Below are 18,917 nucleotides of genomic sequence, written 5' to 3'. Positions count from 1 at the left end.
AGATTTAATCTGCTGATTTAATTTTCTGGCACGACGGTTGCAATTATCAGGACAGCAAACAACGAAACGAGAAAAAGAAAATGAATTACGAATTACTGACCACTGAAAATGCCCCGGTAAAAATGTGGACCAAAGGCGTGCCGGTAGAAGACGATGCGCGCCAGCAACTGATAAATACGGCGAAGATGCCGTTTATTTTCAAGCATATTGCGGTGATGCCCGATGTGCACCTGGGGAAAGGTTCCACCATTGGTAGCGTGATCCCGACCAAAGGGGCGATTATTCCGGCGGCGGTGGGCGTGGATATCGGCTGTGGAATGAACGCACTGCGTACCGCGTTAACGGCGGCAGACTTGCCTGAAAACCTGGCGGAGCTGCGTCAGGCAATTGAAACTGCCGTGCCACACGGGCGTACTACCGGGCGTTGTAAACGTGATAAAGGCGCATGGGAAAATCCGCCTGTCAACGTCGATGCTAAATGGGCCGAGTTGGAAGCCGGTTATCAGTGGTTAACGCAAAAATACTCGCGTTTCCTGAATACCAATAACTATAAACACCTGGGAACGCTGGGAACGGGTAACCACTTTATTGAAATCTGCCTTGATGAGGCGGATCGGGTGTGGATTATGCTGCACTCCGGTTCACGCGGAATTGGTAACGCCATCGGAACTTACTTTATCGACCTGGCGCAAAAAGAGATGCAGGAACAGCTTGAAACGTTGCCGTCACGTGATCTCGCGTACTTCCTTGAAGGAACGGAATATTTTGACGATTACCTGAAAGCAGTGGCCTGGGCGCAGCTTTTTGCCAGCCTCAACCGTGATGCGATGATGGAAAACGTGGTATCGGCGTTGCAGAGCATTACGCATAAAACGGTGAGACAGCCGCAAACGCTGGCAATGGAAGAGATCAACTGCCACCACAACTATGTGCAAAAAGAGCTGCACTTTGGCGAAGAGATCTATGTGACGCGGAAAGGCGCGGTGTCTGCGCGTGCCGGGCAGTACGGAATTATTCCTGGGTCGATGGGGGCGAAAAGCTTTATCGTGCGTGGGCTGGGAAATGAAGAGTCTTTCTGCTCATGCAGCCACGGTGCAGGTCGCGTGATGAGCCGTACCAAAGCGAAAAAACTGTTTAGTGTGGAAGATCAGATCCGTGCTACAGCGCATGTGGAATGCCGTAAAGATGCCGAGGTGATCGACGAAATCCCGATGGCGTATAAGGACATTGATGCAGTAATGGCAGCACAAAGCGATCTGGTGGAAGTCGTCTACACCCTGCGTCAGGTGGTGTGCGTAAAAGGATAAATGATGAAAAGGATGATTGCGCTGGATGGTGCACAGGGCGAAGGCGGCGGGCAGATCCTGCGCTCGGCGTTAAGTCTGTCGATGATAACCGGTAAGCCGTTTACCATCACAGGCATTCGTGCCGGACGGGCGAAACCGGGGCTGTTGCGCCAGCATCTGACCGCGGTAAAGGCGGCGACGGAAATTTGCGGAGCTATAGTAGACGGCGCGGAACTGGGTTCGCAGCGCTTGGTCTTCCGGCCCGGTAATGTGCGTGGCGGCGATTATCGCTTTGCTATCGGTAGTGCCGGAAGCTGCATGTTGGTGCTGCAAACGGTGTTGCCTGCGCTGTGGTTTGCCGATGGACCTTCTCGCGTAGAAGTCAGCGGTGGCACCGAAAACCCGTCGGCGCCGCCCGCGGGTTTTATCTGCCGCGTGCTGGAACCTCTGCTGGCACAAATGGGGATTCATCAGCAAACCACGCTGTTACGCCACGGTTTTTACCCTGCCGGAGGCGGTGTGGTGGTAGCGGAAGTCACGCCCGTGGCATCACTAAACGCGTTACAACTGGGCGAGCGGGGCACCGTTATGCGATTACGCGGCGAAGTATTATTAGCTGGTGTGCCGCGGCATGTCGGAGAACGTGAACTCGTTGCGCTGGCAGCCAGTTTTTCGCTGTATGAGCAGAATATCCATCTCTTGCCGCGTGAGCAGGGACCGGGAAATACCGTCTCGCTAGAAGTGGAAAGCGAAAATATTACCGAACGCTTTTTTGCCGTCGGTGAAAAGCGCGTCAGTGCCGAAGTGGTAGCAGCGCAGTTGGTTAAAGAAGTGAAACGTTACCTGGCAAGTCCGGCGGCAGTAGGTGAATATCTCGCAGATCAACTGGTGTTGCCCATGGCGTTGGCGGGTGCGGGGGCGTTTACGGTCGCGCATCCCTCATGCCATCTGCTGACCAATATCGCGGTGGTGGAACGGTTCTTACCTGTGCGGTTTACTCTGACTGAAACAGACGATGTAACGCGAGTTAGCGTTGAATAATGCAGGGATGTAAGTCGGAGCAGGAATGTTATCCGACCAAACTTACACCCCATATCCCATCATCTTCAGCAGTTTCTGTGCGTGCTGTACCGCAGCCTGACGGTGGGCAACGCCGAGTTTCTGATACAGATTGCGGATATGCGTTTTGATGGTGGTCGCTGCCACTTCCAGTTCGCCCGCAATTTGTTCATTGCTGTAACCGGAGTAAATCAGCCCCAGCACCTGCCATTCGCGTTGGGTCAGCGGGCTGGTACGGATAAGTTCCGGCACTTCCGGGTGATTTAGCAGACGTTCGACAAAGGTCTCATCAAAGTGAGCGAACTTATGCCGGTGATGTTGGTTTATTTCCCGCAAAATACGCTGCGCGCGGTGCTGTTCCAGTTCCGGCAGCGTATTGAGCTGAATCAGTTGGCGTAACTGCTGCGCCATGGCTTCGCCTTCGATGACAAAGTGACTGATAAATCCTGTGCGATTCGCCAGTTTTAATGCGTCCAGCAATACGCGCTGGGCGTCACTTTTCCGCCCTGCCTGCCAGTACAACTGATTGAGTAAAAGCAGGTTGCGGTTCAGATCGCTCATCAACCGCAGACTGCGGGCGTTTTCGTTGAGTTCCTCGAGGACAATTTCCGCAGGTTCAAACTCGCCCAGCAAGATTTGTGCACGGGCAATGTTGCGCCATTGACCTTGCAGGAAGTGGTTATTGGCAAACTCCGGCTTCGCAGTATGGCGCAACCAGTTTGCTGCGGCGGCTTTATCGCCGGTCATCTGCCAGTAAATAACGCGAACTTTGTTGGCGTTAGAGATCCAGTCGCTGTGATATTTGCCATTCCCCAGCAGGTTTTCCAGGCGGTTAAGTTGGCTACGGGCGTTATCCAGATCGCCACGAGCCAGCGAACATTGAATTAACATTGCCAGACACTGGAGCTGTTGCTGTGGCTGATAAGACGATAAGACTTCAATTCCACTACGCGCCGAGGCTTCGGCTTCATCCAGCCGTGCCCATGCCCATAACAGTTGCGCGCGGATACGTACTAAAAATTCATGCATCGGCAACTGTTCCAGATGCTGTTCGTTAATCAACTGGAACGCTTTTTCCTGCGTTTCCCACGCAGTTTGCAGGAATCCTTGAGCAAACAGAATTTCGCTTTGCTGAATCAGACTCCACAAGGCGTAGTGCCAGACATCGTGCTGACGCGCCATCTGCTCAGTTTGTTGCATTAATGCCAGCGAGCGGGTCAGCTCACCTTTACAGTGCAACACTTCGCCAAGCACAGAGGTCGCAACAATGCGGCTATAGAACCAACCCGGAGGCAGATCTTCCAGAGCCAGTTTTGCCAGTCGTTCGGCTTCTTCCGGATTACCGTCGTTAATGGCCACCTGGGCGCGCAGGGCGTTGAACTCTGCATGCATGGTGCCTTCTCTGATGTCCTGGAGCTCGTGTTCGGCTCGCGCCAGCAGGGTGTTCACTTCGCCGTAGCGATGTTGGCTTTGCATCAACCAGGCCTGCAATAACACCAACTGTGGATTTTCCAGCAGACTGTCCCACGGCAGGGCTTTGAGTGACTCTTCCAGCAGCGACAGTTCACTATGGTTGAACAGGCTCCAGGCGTGATTAAGCAAAATATCGCGCAACATCAAAGCATCGCCTGCCGCCAGCGCATGATGAATAGCTTCGCTGGGAAAGCCTTGTGCCATCCAGCTTTCTGCGGCGGCACGGTGGATTTCTGGCAGCTCCGCCGCCAGCTCCCACTGGCAGCGTTGGCGCAGGAAGTTACCAAACAGCGGGTGATAGCAGAACCATTCGCCAGTATCATCCATCCGTTGCAAAAACAGCCCCTGGCGCTCAATTTCTTCAAGACGCATTTGCCCGTTTTCTTCGCCGGTCACGCGGGTGATTAGCGCATCATTCATTGAGCGCAAAATGGCGCTTTTTAGCAGGAAATGGCGTGTCGCCAGATCAACGTTATCTAGCACTTCATCGACCAGATAATCAGAAAGATGGCTGGCATTGATGCCCGCCAGACGGCGCGCTGATTTATGGGCCGAGTGGGTATTTTGCCGCGCAGAGAGCGCGATTAGCTGCAACGCCGTCGCCCAACCGGACACATCATCGCAAATCCGACCGCTTTCGGTCGCTTCAATCGGTGATGACAGACGACAATCAAAAAACTGCTTGGCTTCCTGATGGGTAAAAGCCAGTTGCTGGCTGCCAATTTCTAATAGTTGTTCACGTACGCGCAGATTGGCAATGCCCAATTGCGGAAGATTGCGTGACAGCACCACCAGGGTGAGATTTTCTGGTTGATGACGAATGAAGAAGCGCATGGATTCGTGGATAACCGGATTGGTGATCAGATGGTAATCGTCAATCACCAGGAAAAGTGGGCTATGCCATTCCGCCAGCTCAATGAAAAGCTGGGCAAACAGTGACGTCAGGCTGGCATACTGTCGTTTTTGCGTCATTGTTTCACTGATGACGCAGTGCCCGCTGGTTGCCTGTTGCACGGCGGCAATCAGATAGCTGGCGAAACGTTCTTGCTGGTTATCGCCGTCATCAAGCGAGTACCAGCCCAAATCGTTTTTTCCTGCCGCCCATTGGGATATGAGTGTTGTCTTTCCGTAACCCGCAGGACTTGTGATCAGCACCAGCCTGAAGTTGTTCGCGCCGGAAAGTTTAGCCAGCAGGCGCTCACGAACCACAGTATGGTCGAGTCGAACCGGACGACTTAATTTTGACGGAATCAGCATAGTTAATCACTTCACTGTGGAAATTGAGGAAATATTATTTTTTTTGCGCTTCGTAATTAATAGTTATAAGTTCGGCCAGAAACCTGTGCAATGCAAGCGATGACAATTTTTTATGTGTCTGAATTTGCACTCTGTCACAATTCCAAACGTTTATTAATGCCTCATCTTAAAACAACGCAAATGCAGTGTGGATATTGGATCCTAGGGTGTTTTCCCTTAATCCAAAAGGTTCATTAAAGCAATGAAACCTCCTTAATTCCTGATGAAAGGTCTCTCTGGAAAGATGATCTTAATAAATCTATTAAGAATGAGATGCCCTTTGATGGATATTTCATTGTTGAAACTATTTCGCCGCTTTACTTAATTTATAGAGTTACTTTCCGCTTTTTGATAATACGCAACGGCCATTTCTGACTGTTAATAACAGGTTTTCTGCGCTCTCTGGCACTGAGCTGATACTTTTGCAGTTGATTGCACTACCTTTAAGTGGGCGCGATCACATTTTCTTGCTCATCCCCGTCACTCCTCCCCGCCTAATCCCCCGTAGGATGAGGAAGGTCAACATGGAGCCTGGCAAACTAACGATAACGTTGTGTTTAATATCTAAGAAAACTGGAACTCCTATGTCACAACCCATTTTTAATGAAAAGCAATTTCAGGAAGCCCTGTCACGCCAGTGGCAGCGTTATGGTTTAACTTCAGCGGCTGAGATGACCCCTCACCAATGGTGGCTGGCTGTGAGTGAAGCGTTGGCGGAAATGCTGCGGGCCCAGCCTTTTGCCAAACCGGCGGCGAATCAGCGTCATGTTAACTACATCTCAATGGAGTTTTTGATTGGTCGTCTGACAGGCAACAATCTGTTAAACCTCGGCTGGTATCAGGCTGTTCAGGATTCATTGAAGTCTTATGACATCAACCTGACAGACCTGCTGGAAGAAGAGATCGACCCGGCGTTGGGGAACGGTGGCCTGGGGCGTCTGGCTGCGTGTTTCCTCGACTCAATGGCAACCGTTGGGCAGTCAGCTACTGGCTATGGTCTTAACTACCAGTATGGTCTGTTCCGTCAGTCCTTTGTCGGTGGCAAACAGTCTGAAGCGCCAGACGACTGGCATCGTGGCAACTATCCGTGGTTTAGCCATAACGAAGCGCTGGATGTGCAGGTGGGCATTGGCGGCAAAGTGACGAAAGATGGACGCTGGGAACCGGAATTTACCATTACCGGGCAAGCGTGGGATCTTCCGGTGTTGGGCTACCGTAACGGCGTAGCACAGCCGCTACGTTTGTGGCAGGCGACTCATGCTCATCCGTTCAATCTTACCAAATTTAATGACGGTGATTTCCTGCGTGCTGAACAACAGGGCATCAACGCGGAAAAACTGACTAAAGTTCTCTATCCAAACGACAACCATACCGCCGGTAAAAAATTGCGCCTGATGCAGCAATACTTCCAGTGCGCCTGTTCGATTGCTGACATTCTTCGTCGCCATCATCTGGCGGGGCGTAAACTGCACGAGCTGGCGGATTACGAAGTCATTCAACTTAACGACACACACCCGACTATTGCCATTCCTGAACTGCTGCGTGTACTGATAGATGAGCACCAAATGAGCTGGGATGACGCCTGGGCAATCACCAGTAAAACCTTCGCTTATACCAACCATACCCTGATGCCAGAAGCACTGGAGTGCTGGGATGAGAAGCTGATTAAAGCGCTGTTGCCACGCCATATGCAGGTAATCAACGAAATCAATAACCGCTTTAAGAAGCTGGTGGAACAAACCTGGCCGGGCGACAAGGCGGTATGGGCGAAACTGGCGGTGGTACATGACAAACAAGTTCGTATGGCCAATATGTGTGTGGTTAGCGGCTTTGCGGTGAATGGCGTGGCGGCGCTGCACTCGGATCTGGTGGTGAAAGATTTGTTCCCGGAATACCACCAGTTGTGGCCGAACAAATTCCATAACGTCACTAATGGTATTACTCCGCGTCGCTGGATCAAACAGTGCAACCCGGCACTGGCGGCGTTGCTGGATAAATCGCTGAAAAAAGAGTGGGCTAACGATCTCGATCAGTTGATTAATCTGGAAAAATTCGCTGATGACGCGAAATTCCGCCAGCAATATCGCGAAATCAAACAGGCGAATAAAGTTCGTCTGGCAGAGTTTGTAAAAGCGCGTACTGGTATTGAAATCAACCCGCAGGCAATTTTCGACGTCCAAATTAAACGTCTGCACGAGTACAAACGGCAACACCTGAATCTGCTGCATATTCTGGCGTTGTACAAAGAGATTCGCGAAAACCCGCAAGCTGACCGCGTACCGCGCGTGTTCCTGTTCGGGGCGAAAGCCGCGCCGGGCTACTATCTGGCGAAGAACATTATTTTTGCGATCAATAAAGTGGCTGAAGTGATCAACAACGATCCAAAAGTGGGTGACAAGCTGAAAGTGGTGTTCCTGCCGGATTACTGTGTCTCGGCGGCGGAAATGCTGATCCCGGCGGCGGATATCTCTGAGCAGATCTCGACTGCTGGGAAAGAGGCTTCTGGCACGGGCAATATGAAACTGGCTCTTAATGGTGCGCTCACTGTCGGTACGCTGGATGGCGCAAATGTCGAAATTGCTGAAAAAGTCGGTGAAGAAAATATCTTTATCTTCGGTCATACCGTGGAGCAGGTTAAGGCATTGAAAGCGAAGGGCTACGATCCGCTCAAATGGCGTAAGAAAGACAAGCAGCTCGATGCAGTATTGAAAGAGCTGGAAAGCGGTAAATACAGCGACGGCGATAAACATGCGTTTGACCAGATGCTGCACAGTATCGGTAAGCAGGGCGGCGATCCATATCTGGTGATGGCGGATTTCGCAGCCTATGTAGAGGCACAAAAGCAGGTGGATGTGCTGTACCGCGACCAGGAAGCCTGGACACGCGCGGCGATCCTCAATACCGCCCGCTGCGGTATGTTTAGCTCGGATCGCTCTATTCGCGATTATCAGGCTCGTATCTGGCAGGCAAAACGCTAAGGAAGCTCGATGGAAAGCAAACGTCTGGATAATGCCGCGCTGGCGGCGGGGATCAGCCCCAATTACATCAATGCCCACGGTAAACCGCAGTCGATTGGCGCCGAAACCAAACGGCGTTTGCTTGACGCGATGCATCGGAGTACCGCCACGAAAGTGGCGGTAACGCCAGTACCCAACGTCATGGTGTATACCTTCGGTAAAAAAATGCCAATGGCGGTGGAGGGCAGCGGCGAATTTAGCTGGCTGCTGACTACCGAAGAAGGAACACAGTACAAAGGCCACGTGAGTGGTGGCAAAGCCTTCAATCTTCCGGCGAAGCTGCCGGAAGGTTATCACACGCTGACGCTTACCCAGGACGAACAGCGCGCCCATTGTCGGGTGATTGTCGCACCGAAACGCTGCTACGAACCGCAGGCATTGTTGAATAAACAAAAACTGTGGGGCGCTTGCGTTCAGCTTTATACCCTGCGATCGGAAAAAAACTGGGGCATCGGTGATTTTGGCGATCTCAAAGCCATGTTGGTGGATGTGGCGAAACGCGGCGGGTCGTTCATTGGCCTGAACCCGATTCATGCGCTCTATCCGGCAAACCCGGAAAGTGCCAGCCCGTATAGCCCGTCTTCTCGCCGCTGGCTGAACGTGATTTATATTGATGTTAACGCCGTTGAAGATTTCCATCTTAGCGAGGAGGCGCAGGCCTGGTGGCACATGCCGACTACGCAACAGGCGCTGCAACAGGCGCGGGATACTGACTGGGTCGATTACTCTACCGTCACCGCACTGAAAATGACCGCACTGCGGATGGCGTGGAAAGTCTTCGCACAACGTGATGATGGACAAATGGTAGCGTTTCGCCAGTTTGTTGCTGAACAGGGCGACAGCCTGTTCTGGCAGGCGGCGTTTGATGCGCTACATGCACAACAAGTAAAAGAAGACGAAATGCGCTGGGGCTGGCCAGCATGGCCCGAGATGTATCAGAACGTAGACTCGCCAGAAGTGCGTCAGTTCTGTGAGGAACATCGTGATGACGTCGATTTTTATCTCTGGCTGCAGTGGCTGGCCTACAGCCAGTTTGCCGCCTGCTGGGAGATAAGCCAGGGCTATGAAATGCCGATTGGCTTGTATCGTGACCTGGCGGTTGGCGTAGCGGAAGGTGGGGCAGAAACCTGGTGTGACCGTGAGTTGTATTGCCTGAAAGCATCGGTTGGCGCACCGCCAGATATCCTTGGCCCGTTAGGGCAAAACTGGGGTTTGCCGCCGATGGACCCGCATATCATCACCGCGCGCGCCTATGAACCGTTTATCGAACTGCTGCGCGCGAACATGCAAAACTGCGGCGCATTGCGAATTGACCATGTGATGTCGATGCTGCGTTTGTGGTGGATACCGTATGGCGAAACGGCGGATCAGGGAGCGTATGTTCACTATCCGGTGGATGATCTGCTCGCTATTCTGGCTCTGGAAAGCAAACGCCATCGCTGCATGGTGATTGGCGAAGATCTCGGCACTGTACCGGTAGAGATTGTCGGTAAGCTGCGCAGTAGCGGGGTTTACTCCTACAAAGTGCTCTATTTCGAAAGTGACCATGAGAAGACGTTCCGCGCACCGAAAGCGTATCCGGAACAGTCGATGGCAGTAGCAGCAACGCACGACCTGCCAACGCTGCGTGGTTACTGGGAGAGCGGGGATTTAACGCTGGGCAAAACGCTGGGGCTGTACCCGGATGAAGTAGTGCTGCGCGGTTTGTATCAGGATCGCGAGCTGGCGAAGCAAGGGCTACTGGATGCGCTGCATAAATATGGTTGTCTGCCAAAACGTGCCGGACATAAGGCATCGCTGATGTCGATGACGCCGATGCTTAATCGTGGTTTGCAGCGGTACATTGCCGACAGTAACAGCGCTCTGTTAGGGCTACAGCCGGAAGACTGGCTGGATATGGCGGAACCGGTGAATATTCCTGGCACCAGTTACCAGTACAAAAACTGGCGGCGCAAGTTGTCTACAACCCTTGAGACGATGTTTTCCGATGATGGCGTGAACAAGTTACTGAAGGATTTGGACAGACGGCGCAGGGCGGCAGGGAAGAAGACGTAGAGTGCGGTTAATGCCGGATGCGACGCTTGATGCGTCTTATCCGGCCTACTCATTAGAGCCGCCGGATAAGACATTCACGCCATATCCGGCAGTCAGTGTTATCAAATCACCATATTCAGCAGCAGGCAGCCTACCAGACCGCACACCGAGATAATGGTTTCCAGCATCGACCAGGACTTGATGGTCTCACCGATAGTCAGGTTAAAGTACTCTTTGAACAGCCAGAAGCCCGGATCGTTCACGTGAGAGAAAATCACACTACCGGAACCAACCGCGATAACCATCAACTCTGGGCTGACGCCAGTTGTTGCAATCAGCGGCGCAGCGATACCGCCCGCAGTAATTGCCGCAACGGTTGCGGAACCCAGCGCGATACGCAGTACGGCGGCAATAGACCAGGCCATCAGCAGCGGGGAAATATTGGTTTCGTGCATCATGGAGGCGATATATTTGTCCACGCCACTGTCTACCAACACCTGCTTGAACGCACCGCCACCACCGATGATTAGCAGCATCATGGCGATGATTTTGATCGAAGAAACCAGCGTGTCGTTAATTTGATCCATTGAGCGACCACGGTTCAGACCAAAGGTGAACATCGCGATTAGTACGGCAATCAGCGTTGCCATTACCGGGTCACCTAAGAACTCTGCTACCGGCAGGAAAGCGTGACCTTTCGGCAGGATCATTTCAGCGATGGCTCGCATTGCCATCAGTACAACCGGAACCAGAGAAGTCCAGACGCTGACGCCAAAGCTCGGCATCTCTTCTTCACTAAAGGTTTTCGCGCTGTACAGGCCTTCCGGGATCGGCTTATCAATGCCTTTCAGCACGCGAGCGTAAACCGGACCCGCGAGAATAACGGTCGGGATTGCCAGAATAGTACCGTACAGCAGGGTTTTACCCATATCGGCATTGAAAATGGTTGCAATCGCAGTCGGGCCAGGATGCGGTGGCAGGAAGCCGTGGGTTACGGAAAGCGCAGCGGCCATCGGTACACCAACATACAGCAGCGGGATATTTGCAGCAGCGGCGATGGTAAACACCAGCGGCAGCATCAGTACGAAGCCCACTTCATAGAACAGGGCAAAACCGACGGTAAAACCGGTCAGTACCACTGCCCACTGAATGTGCTTTTTACCAAATTTGGCGATCAGCGTGGTGGCGATACGTTGTGCGCCGCCGCAGTCTGCCAGCATTTTGCCCAGCATTGCGCCAAAACCCATGATCAGGGCAAGGCTACCGAGCGTTCCGCCGACACCGGCTTTGATAGAGCCAATAACTTTATCCAGCGGCATCCCTTGCATTAATCCAACAGCAAGCGCCACCAGGACGAGAGCGATGAAGCCGTTCATTTTGAAGCGGATCATCAGGAGTAATAACAAGATTACACCGATAGCAACAATGACTAATGGCATGATTTACCTGGCCTTTAATTTGTTATGGGTAACGTCAGGTTTCTGACGACAAATCCTGGTTGTCCCAACTGGGAACAGAGATATAACGGCACCACGGCTGATGACTCCTAAAACGAGTTAGTGTAGTCAAATGTTATGAATGTGTTCGGTGCCCATGAGAATGATACGGGTAACATTATGCGCTTGAGAATCACCAGTGCGGGGTAAATTTAAATTATGAGAGGTTGGTCATATTATCGTGGGGAAATGAAGGGATTAGATTTACTGAGGTAATACCGTGCCAACGTCTGGCACATGTTCAACGTAGCCCGATAAGACGCTTTAGCGTCGCATCGGGCAATCTACAAAAGAGGGGGATAACTTAGTAGTAAGAGTGTTCGCCGCGCTGGTGTTCGGTGAGGTCACGTACACCTTTCAGTTCCGGGAATTCGTTCAGCAACTGCTTTTCGATCCCTTCTTTCAGCGTCACGTCGACCATGGAACAACCGTTACAGCCGCCGCCAAATTGCAGAATGGCATAACCGTCTTCGGTGATTTCCATCAGCGAGACACGACCACCGTGACCGGCAAGCTGCGGGTTAATCTGCGATTGCAGCATATACTCCACGCGCTCCATCAGCGGCGCATCGTCAGCCACTTTACGCATTTTGGCGTTCGGGGCTTTCAGCGTTAGCTGAGAACCCAGTTGGTCGGTAACAAAATCAATCTCTGCATCTTCCAGGTAAGGTGCGCTTAGTTCATCAACATACGCGGTCAGCAGGTCAAATTTCAGGGCAGTATCGGTGGCTTCTACGGCGTCTGGCGGACAATAAGATACGCCACATTCAGCGTTAGGCGTGCCAGGGTTAATCACAAATACGCGGATTTGTGTCCCTTCTTCCTGGTTTGCCAGCAGTTTGGCAAAGTGCGCTTGTGCAGCATCGGAAATACGGATCATAGTAATGGCCTAATAGTTGACTATTTTAGTTGGTTATAATACGCCCATCATCGAGGCTCTACAAGGTTCGACAAAGGCACCAGACCTGGACTGTCGCCGCACCATTGCGTAAAAGCAACTGCGCAATCTCTGCGACGGTACTTCCGGTGGTAACGACATCATCCACAATCACCATATGGCGACCTTGCACGGGCAATTCAAGGCGAAAGGCATTTTTCAGGTTGCGCTTGCGCAGCCGGGCACTGAGGAAATGCTGGGTCGCAGTGGCTCTTATACGCGTGACGGCGTCGCTATCCCATTGGCAGTGCAGCCAGCGCGATAAAGGCTGGCACAGCAAATCGCTTTGATTGAATCCCCGACGCCAGTGGCGGCGCTGCCATAACGGAACACTGACGATACGATCCGGCAGTTGTAATCCGGTAGTCCGATGGGCGTGTAAGACTTCTAATAGTAACAGACGTGACAGGCCGCTGGCGATTTCACTACGTCGCAAAAACTTAAGCTGGTGAATGAGCGGGCTTAATGGAGGTGCATAGTTGGCAACAGTGATCAGTCTTTGCCACGGTGGCGGTTTTTTCAGGCAGCGACCGCAGGGAAGATGTGAGTGTGAAGCCGGTAATCCACACTGCGGGCATAACGTTTTATGTGTACGTGCGGCGCGGGAGCAGACAGAACAGATTCCCCAATGACCTAACGCCAGCGGCATTCGGCATAGCCAGCATAATCCCGGTACTGTTAGCATATATTCATCCTTGTGAGTCAAAAGAGAACAATAGCGGATGAATAACATCTGGTGGCAGACCAAAGGTCAGGGGAATGTTCATCTTGTGCTGTTGCACGGATGGGGACTGAATGCCGAAGTGTGGCGTTGCATCGATGAGGAACTCAGCTCGCATTTTACGCTGCATCTTGTTGATCTGCCTGGCTTCGGGCGCAGCCAGGGATATGGCGCGATGTCGCTTTCTGACATGGCGGAATGCGTGCTGCAACGGGCACCGAATAAAGCCATCTGGTTGGGCTGGAGTCTGGGCGGGCTGGTGGCAAGTCAGATTGCGTTAACCCATCCCGAGCGTGTTCAGGCGCTGGTTACCGTAGCTTCGTCACCGTGTTTCAGTGCTCGTGATGAGTGGCCGGGGATAAAACCGGACGTGCTGGCGGGTTTTCAGCAGCAGCTAAGTGAAGATTTTCAGCGTACAGTGGAACGGTTCCTTGCACTACAAACGATGGGCACGGAAACGGCGCGTCAGGATGCGCGAGCGCTGAAGAAAACCGTTCTGGCGTTACCGATGCCGGAGGTTGACGTGCTTAATGGTGGGCTGGAAATTCTGAAAACGGTCGATCTCCGTCAGCCGTTGCAAAGCGTACAAATGCCGTTTTTGCGCTTATATGGCTATCTTGACGGTCTGGTGCCGCGCAAAGTAGTGCCAATGCTGGATGAACTATGGCCTCACAGCAAATCATATATCTTCGCCAAAGCGGCTCATGCGCCGTTTATTTCGCATCCGGATGAGTTTTGTCACCTGCTGGTGGCGTTGAAGCAGAGGGTGTAGGTGGTAAGTAAGGGCAAATTATTGTGGGTCGATTAAATTTACCAGTTTACCGAGTACCTTACTAATCAATGTTTCATCGGCAACGGTATGAAATTTAGCGCCACGGGCAATAAGATCGACAGCTTTTAGCTGGTGACAAAGCACAACGCCATGCAGGTTACCGGTTTGCGTATCATGGGGGAGGACGTTCACCGTCACCCCTGTGGAACGTGTTGCATTTGCCTCTGTTGAAATCGGACAACACATAGCAACTTTTAAGACATTGTTGAGTTCTTTGTCTGTTACCACAATGCAATAATGTGGACCCCGAAGTTCATGCCCGGCAACCGGAGCAGGGTTAAAATACCAGATCTCACCACGATGTGGCGTCCGTGCCTTTACCATGCTTCATTACCTTTTTTCCCTTCTGCCCATCCTTCTGTCGACTGATTTAGCTCCGTAATTTCGCTTTCATCGATCTGGCTCAACAATTGCGCGACGGTAAGACGCCCACGCGGCTTGTGCTCTGTGGCGCGCAAATTAACGCTATCGCCTTTTTTCTCCACGGTAATCTCTGTGCCCGGTGACCAGCCAGGATCGGTGGCAAGATCTCGTGGGATAGTAACGATCATGGCTCCTCCTTGTTGCCGTAATCTTTCTGCAATAGTCATTAAACTCTCCTTTTTTTTATCAATGGATAATTTCTTTAAGCTCCTCCATCGTCAGGCTGGTAAATAAGATTATGTCTTCGTGGGGGATACCCGCTTTCAGCATCGTTTGGGCAATATCCAGGGCTTCCAGGCGTCGTCCTTGCTGTACACCTTGCTGTACACCTTGCTGTACACCTTGTTGTACCCCTTGACGATGTCCCTCCTGCCGCAATCTTTCCGCAATAGTCATTAAACTCTCCTTGTGTTTCGGTGAACGTTTGGCCACATCATCGATAAAATCGTTAAAACGTACCGCATCGCCTGTTTGTAGTATGTAATTAAACAGCCCTTTGATTTGTCTGTCATTAGCGTATCCACTACTTAATAAGCAGGCCATTTGCTCTACCAGTCCCATCAGGTCGCGTTGACGAATATGTTTTTGAATTAACTCCAGCAGCGCCATGCGTCGGTGTTGCATGATTTCATCATCAGGCATGACGGTGACATCAATCAGCGGAAATGCAGAGGCATAAAGCTGCCTTGCCAGGTTGGGATCGGCGAAACAATCCAGCCAACACAGCGAATAGGGATAGGGGCTTTCAATACCATGGTAAAACAACAACGGCACCACCATCGGCAACGTTTTGTATCCGGCATCCAGGTGATTTTGCATTGCGGCAATGGCGTAACGCATCATGCGAAATGCGATCAGTTTGTTTGAGGTGCTTTGATGTTCAATCAGGCAATAGATGTATCCTGGTCCTTGCTCGGTTTTCACCGACCACAGCACGTCAGAGTAGCTTTCACGCAGATCGTCATCAATAAAACTGCTCGACTCCAGCTTGAGGGTTTTCATATCACAGAGCGCGTGAATGGGGGCCGGTAAATGGAACGCAAGAAAATCGCGCGCCGTGTCCGGTTGGCGTAAAAAGAGTTTGAACAGTGCATCGTGTGGGGTGGAACTCTGCTTTTTGCTCATGGCGTTCCTTCACCTGTTGTTTGAATGCCGCGACTCTACGCGCCACTCCACACCTGTGCATTAGCCAGTTTTCATCCCTGCGAGACTCTTTCAGAGGAATTTACGTCGTGCTGCAAGAGTTGCATTTTTATGGAAAGTGGCACGCAAAAAAGCCCGGTAGCAAACGCATACCGGGCTTTTCAAAACAGGTGGTGGAACAATGTTGTGGAACAATGTTAACGCAACGCCCACCACTCACGCAGACAGGCTTTTCCTTCCGGGCAGCTTTTGCAACTGCCGGAGAGGCAGCCGTCAGGTTCTTCCTGAATTCGCACGGCTTTGCCCATACTTTCCAGTTGTTGCAGCATTGCGTTAATCATCGGTTGTGGAGTGTTCAGCGTCTGGCTGATTTGGGCCGCTTCCATACGGCCCCGTAACGCCAGCAAATCACGCACCTGGATGAGCGAAGCCATTGCCGTATCCTTAGTGGCAATCGCCAGAGGTGCTGGCTGCGCAGCAACTGCTTACCGATTTGCGCGTTGCCAGCAGTTCGATATCAACCCGGCTACGCGCGCGACGCAGCAGGCCAATGACCACGATGTTAAACAGGATCACCGCCAGAATGCACACCAGACTGTAGGTTGGGTGCTGGCTGTAGCTGGCAACCTGATAGAACAAGGTGGCGAGCGAGTAAGCGATATTCAGCCCCCACAGGATGGAGAAGCCCATCCAGCCACGGCTTGATTCACGAGCGATGGCGCCCATTACCGAGATGCACGGTACATACAGCAGGACAAAAATCAGATAGCTGTAAGCTGCTGCCGCGCTACCGAATTTTTGATCCATCACGCCCATCGCCCCGGTGCCCATTTCACCGTCGCCTTTGCTGGCTTCAATTGGGTTCATCAGTACGCTAAGGCTAAAGGTGTCTTTCAGACTCTGCCAGGTTTCATCTACCGCGCTGAACAGCTCTTCACCAAGGTTGAATTCCGCCGGATTGAACTCTTCGTCCTGAATATTTTCTGCGGTGTAGAGGGTGTTGAGCGTACCCACCACCACTTCTTTCGCCATGGCACCCGTGAACAGGCCAACCGTTGCCTGCCAGTTATCTTCATGTACACCAATCGGCTTGAAGACCGGGGTGATCACACGGCTGACAGAAGCCAGCGCTGAGTCGTTGATGTTGTCGACGATTTTCCCGCTTAGCGAGAAGCTGTTGAAGGCACTCAGGAAAATACTGACGATGATAATCACTTTACCGGCGCGCAGAACGAAACCTTTCAGACGCTGCCAGGTCTGGATAATCAGGCTCTTAACGTGTGGTACGTGGTATACCGGCAACTCCATGACAAACGGCGTCGCTTCACCGCGCATGATGGTGTATTTGAGCATCAGGCCAGTCAGCACAGCCATCACGATACCCAGCATATACAGTGAGAACACAGCCAGCGCGCCGTTCTGCCCAAAGAACGCAGCCGCAAATACCGCGAAGATTGCCAGACGTGCGCCGCAGGACATAAATGGAGCCATCATGATGGTCATCAGGCGTTCACGCGGTGCATCAAGGGTTCGCGCGCCCATCACCGACGGCACGTTACAACCGAAGCCAACAATCAATGGCACAAAAGATTTACCCGGTAATCCCAACGCCTGCATCAGACGGTCCATCACAAACGCCGCACGCGCCATATATCCGGAGTCTTCCAGGAAGGAGAGGAACAGGTACATCATGCCAATTTGCGGCACCAGTGGCAGAACGGTGTTAATACCACCACCCAAGCCCTGGGCGAGGAAGATAGTCAGCCAGTCCGGGAAGTGGAGTGTGTAACCAATCCACTGAATACCATGTACAAACAGCGCCACGGAACCGACGTCAAACAGCGGTTGTAGCGCCCCGCCGATATTGATAGCCAGCAGGAACATCAGGTACATCACAAAGAGGAAAATCGGCAGACCAAGGAATCGGTTAAGCACGATTTTATCTACGGCAGTGGTGAAACGGCTGGGTTCTGCCGTCAGGGTGTTGCTCACCACATCACAGATGGCGGCAATACACTGGTAACGCGCATCGGCAATGTGTAGCGCCGGATCGTCCATCTCATTACGCAGACGGGCGAGAGCAGCATCCAGATGCTGCGATGCTTCACCAGCGTAGGCGCGGCTGTAAATATCGCCTTCCAACATTTGCAGACCCAGCCAGCGGCGATGTTTCAGCGGGATGTCGGACGGCATCACTTTCGCCAGTGCGTCGGCTTCATTGATTAGCGGTTGGGCGTAATGCACCAGTTCTACATTCTCGTTGGCTTTGTAGCGGTCAATTGCCAGTTTCAGCGCTTCAATACCACGACCACGAGTGGAGACCAGTGGAACCACCGGGCAGCCAAGACGCGCCGCCAGGGCATCAATTTCAATGCGAATATTTTGCTTCTCGGCAATGTCGAGCATGTTCAGCGCCACGATGCACGGAATACCCAGCTCCAGTAGTTGCAGCGTCAGGTAAAGGTTACGTTCAAGGTTAGACGCATCCACCACGTTAATCAGCAGATCGGCATCGCCGCTTAAAATGTAGTGACAGGCGATTTGCTCATCCAGCGAAGTCTGCGAAGAGATGGTGGTCAGAGAATAAGTGCCGGGCAGATCCACCAGGGTGACTTGATGATCGGTAGTGGTGAACTGACCCTCTTTACGTTCGACGGTAACACCAGCCCAGTTTCCTACACGCTGACGAGCCCCGGTGAGCTGGTTAAATAAAGTTGTCTTGCCAGAATTTGGATTACCAATTAAGCCAATGGTTAATTTTTTCATTGTTATTCTCACCGTATTAACAGGAAACCGCTTCCACTTCTAATAAGGCCAGATCTTTTTTCCGTAATACCAGGCTTACACGACGGGTTTCGATATGAATAGGATCACCGAGTGGAGCGACGCGCACCACATTAAAAGAGGAGCCAGGTAACATGCCAAGAGAAAGCAGCTTCTGACGATATGCCGGGCTAATTTCACGGGAAAAGCCAGTGATTTTCCACGCAGTATCTGGGGTGTATTGCATAGGTGCCTACTTGTTTCTCGCTATACTCGTCATAATTCAAATTGCATGTGCTGCGGCTTCGGTCGCTCACCCCAGTTACTTACTGGGGTAAGTACCTGGGGACTCTCTCACTTGCCGCCTTCCTGCAACTCGAATTATTTAGAGTAAAACTGGTTAACTACCTCATGGGGCGTTTGACAGCGACATGAGA

The 18,917-nt window shown here is 52.0% G+C and carries 15 protein-coding genes; 5 read left to right on the top strand and 10 right to left on the bottom strand.

Annotation, left to right across the window (positions count from 1 at the left end; translation table 11 throughout):
• Positions 1 to 80: 80 nt before the first annotated feature.
• Positions 81 to 1,307 carry an RNA-splicing ligase RtcB gene (rtcB, locus tag A9587_RS12905; protein ID WP_001517240.1) on the top strand — a complete coding sequence of 409 codons (1,227 nt, stop codon included), beginning with the start codon at positions 81 to 83 and terminating at the stop codon, positions 1,305 to 1,307.
• A gap of 3 nt (positions 1,308 to 1,310) precedes the next feature.
• Complete coding sequence (gene rtcA / locus A9587_RS12900; RefSeq protein WP_001517239.1) at positions 1,311 to 2,327, top strand: RNA 3'-terminal phosphate cyclase; 1,017 nt, start codon at positions 1,311 to 1,313, stop codon at positions 2,325 to 2,327.
• Between the two features lie 42 nt (positions 2,328 to 2,369).
• On the opposite strand, the gene malT is transcribed toward rtcA, so the two are convergent.
• On the bottom strand, positions 2,370 to 5,075 hold the full coding sequence (malT, locus tag A9587_RS12895) for an HTH-type transcriptional regulator MalT (RefSeq protein WP_000907051.1): 2,706 nt from the start codon (positions 5,073 to 5,075) through the stop codon (positions 2,370 to 2,372).
• A 623-nt stretch (positions 5,076 to 5,698) separates the two neighbouring features.
• Between malT and malP the strand changes: the two genes are divergently transcribed.
• Entirely contained in the window at positions 5,699 to 8,092 is a 2,394-nt protein-coding gene (gene malP, locus A9587_RS12890; protein WP_000081932.1) for a maltodextrin phosphorylase, read from the top strand.
• 9 nt (positions 8,093 to 8,101) lie between these two features.
• On the top strand, positions 8,102 to 10,186 hold the full coding sequence (gene malQ / locus A9587_RS12885) for a 4-alpha-glucanotransferase (RefSeq protein ID WP_000444296.1): 2,085 nt from the start codon (positions 8,102 to 8,104) through the stop codon (positions 10,184 to 10,186).
• Positions 10,187 to 10,287: 101 nt separating this feature from the next.
• Here malQ and gntT read toward each other — a convergent pair whose 3' ends face one another.
• From gntT to gntX, 3 genes are all read right to left on the bottom strand, one after another.
• Positions 10,288 to 11,604: a gluconate transporter gene (gene gntT / locus A9587_RS12880; RefSeq protein WP_001131743.1), complete on the bottom strand. Its 1,317-nt coding sequence runs from the start codon at positions 11,602 to 11,604 to the stop codon at positions 10,288 to 10,290.
• A 361-nt stretch (positions 11,605 to 11,965) separates the two neighbouring features.
• Positions 11,966 to 12,541, bottom strand: coding sequence for a Fe-S biogenesis protein NfuA (nfuA, locus tag A9587_RS12875; RefSeq protein ID WP_000619389.1), 576 nt, complete (start codon positions 12,539 to 12,541; stop codon positions 11,966 to 11,968).
• Positions 12,542 to 12,599: 58 nt separating this feature from the next.
• Positions 12,600 to 13,283 (bottom strand): DNA utilization protein GntX, encoded by a 684-nt coding sequence (gntX, locus tag A9587_RS12870; protein ID WP_001517237.1) that lies wholly within the window; start codon positions 13,281 to 13,283, stop codon positions 12,600 to 12,602.
• A 37-nt stretch (positions 13,284 to 13,320) separates the two neighbouring features.
• On the opposite strand from gntX, the gene bioH reads away from it, so the two are divergent.
• On the top strand, positions 13,321 to 14,091 hold the full coding sequence (bioH, locus tag A9587_RS12865; protein ID WP_001060066.1) for a pimeloyl-ACP methyl ester esterase BioH: 771 nt from the start codon (positions 13,321 to 13,323) through the stop codon (positions 14,089 to 14,091).
• A gap of 18 nt (positions 14,092 to 14,109) precedes the next feature.
• Here bioH and A9587_RS12860 read toward each other — a convergent pair whose 3' ends face one another.
• From A9587_RS12860 to feoA, 6 genes are all read right to left on the bottom strand, one after another.
• Positions 14,110 to 14,475, bottom strand: coding sequence for a type II toxin-antitoxin system PemK/MazF family toxin (locus A9587_RS12860; protein WP_105263294.1), 366 nt, complete (start codon positions 14,473 to 14,475; stop codon positions 14,110 to 14,112).
• Complete coding sequence (locus A9587_RS12855) at positions 14,469 to 14,741, bottom strand: AbrB/MazE/SpoVT family DNA-binding domain-containing protein (RefSeq protein ID WP_032141466.1); 273 nt, start codon at positions 14,739 to 14,741, stop codon at positions 14,469 to 14,471. Before A9587_RS12855 ends, A9587_RS12860 begins: the two co-directional genes overlap by 7 nt.
• A 19-nt stretch (positions 14,742 to 14,760) precedes the next feature.
• Complete coding sequence (gene rpnA / locus A9587_RS12850; RefSeq protein ID WP_105263293.1) at positions 14,761 to 15,699, bottom strand: recombination-promoting nuclease RpnA; 939 nt, start codon at positions 15,697 to 15,699, stop codon at positions 14,761 to 14,763.
• Positions 15,700 to 15,914: 215 nt separating this feature from the next.
• Complete coding sequence (gene feoC, locus A9587_RS12840; protein ID WP_000157586.1) at positions 15,915 to 16,151, bottom strand: [Fe-S]-dependent transcriptional repressor FeoC; 237 nt, start codon at positions 16,149 to 16,151, stop codon at positions 15,915 to 15,917.
• A gap of 10 nt (positions 16,152 to 16,161) precedes the next feature.
• On the bottom strand, positions 16,162 to 18,483 hold the full coding sequence (feoB, locus tag A9587_RS12835; RefSeq protein ID WP_000737036.1) for a Fe(2+) transporter permease subunit FeoB: 2,322 nt from the start codon (positions 18,481 to 18,483) through the stop codon (positions 16,162 to 16,164).
• A gap of 16 nt (positions 18,484 to 18,499) precedes the next feature.
• The gene (feoA, locus tag A9587_RS12830; RefSeq protein WP_001200455.1) at positions 18,500 to 18,727 is read right to left on the bottom strand and encodes a ferrous iron transporter A; all 228 of its coding nucleotides are present in this window, start codon (positions 18,725 to 18,727) and stop codon (positions 18,500 to 18,502) included.
• Between the last annotated feature and the right edge of the window lie 190 nt (positions 18,728 to 18,917).

Origin of the sequence: Escherichia sp. MOD1-EC6162, assembly GCF_002965125.1 — a bacterium.
Classification (GTDB): domain Bacteria; phylum Pseudomonadota; class Gammaproteobacteria; order Enterobacterales; family Enterobacteriaceae; genus Escherichia; species Escherichia marmotae.
Note: the sequence above shows the minus strand (reverse complement) of the source record. Positions and strands in the feature narration are given on the sequence as shown.

Bases quoted from the DNA above. Each gene is read 5' to 3' on its own strand.
- rtcB (WP_001517240.1), top strand. From the start codon at position 81: ATGAATTACGAATTACTGACCACTGAAAATGCCCCGGTAAAAATGTGG.
- rtcA (WP_001517239.1), top strand. From the start codon at position 1,311: ATGAAAAGGATGATTGCGCTGGATGGTGCACAGGGCGAAGGCGGCGGG.
- malT (WP_000907051.1), bottom strand. From the start codon at position 5,075: ATGCTGATTCCGTCAAAATTAAGTCGTCCGGTTCGACTCGACCATACT.
- malP (WP_000081932.1), top strand. From the start codon at position 5,699: ATGTCACAACCCATTTTTAATGAAAAGCAATTTCAGGAAGCCCTGTCA.
- malQ (WP_000444296.1), top strand. From the start codon at position 8,102: ATGGAAAGCAAACGTCTGGATAATGCCGCGCTGGCGGCGGGGATCAGC.
- gntT (WP_001131743.1), bottom strand. From the start codon at position 11,604: ATGCCATTAGTCATTGTTGCTATCGGTGTAATCTTGTTATTACTCCTG.
- nfuA (WP_000619389.1), bottom strand. From the start codon at position 12,541: ATGATCCGTATTTCCGATGCTGCACAAGCGCACTTTGCCAAACTGCTG.
- gntX (WP_001517237.1), bottom strand. From the start codon at position 13,283: ATGCTAACAGTACCGGGATTATGCTGGCTATGCCGAATGCCGCTGGCG.
- bioH (WP_001060066.1), top strand. From the start codon at position 13,321: ATGAATAACATCTGGTGGCAGACCAAAGGTCAGGGGAATGTTCATCTT.
- A9587_RS12860 (WP_105263294.1), bottom strand. From the start codon at position 14,475: ATGGTAAAGGCACGGACGCCACATCGTGGTGAGATCTGGTATTTTAAC.
- A9587_RS12855 (WP_032141466.1), bottom strand. From the start codon at position 14,741: ATGACTATTGCAGAAAGATTACGGCAACAAGGAGGAGCCATGATCGTT.
- rpnA (WP_105263293.1), bottom strand. From the start codon at position 15,699: ATGAGCAAAAAGCAGAGTTCCACCCCACACGATGCACTGTTCAAACTC.
- feoC (WP_000157586.1), bottom strand. From the start codon at position 16,151: ATGGCTTCGCTCATCCAGGTGCGTGATTTGCTGGCGTTACGGGGCCGT.
- feoB (WP_000737036.1), bottom strand. From the start codon at position 18,483: ATGAAAAAATTAACCATTGGCTTAATTGGTAATCCAAATTCTGGCAAG.
- feoA (WP_001200455.1), bottom strand. From the start codon at position 18,727: ATGCAATACACCCCAGATACTGCGTGGAAAATCACTGGCTTTTCCCGT.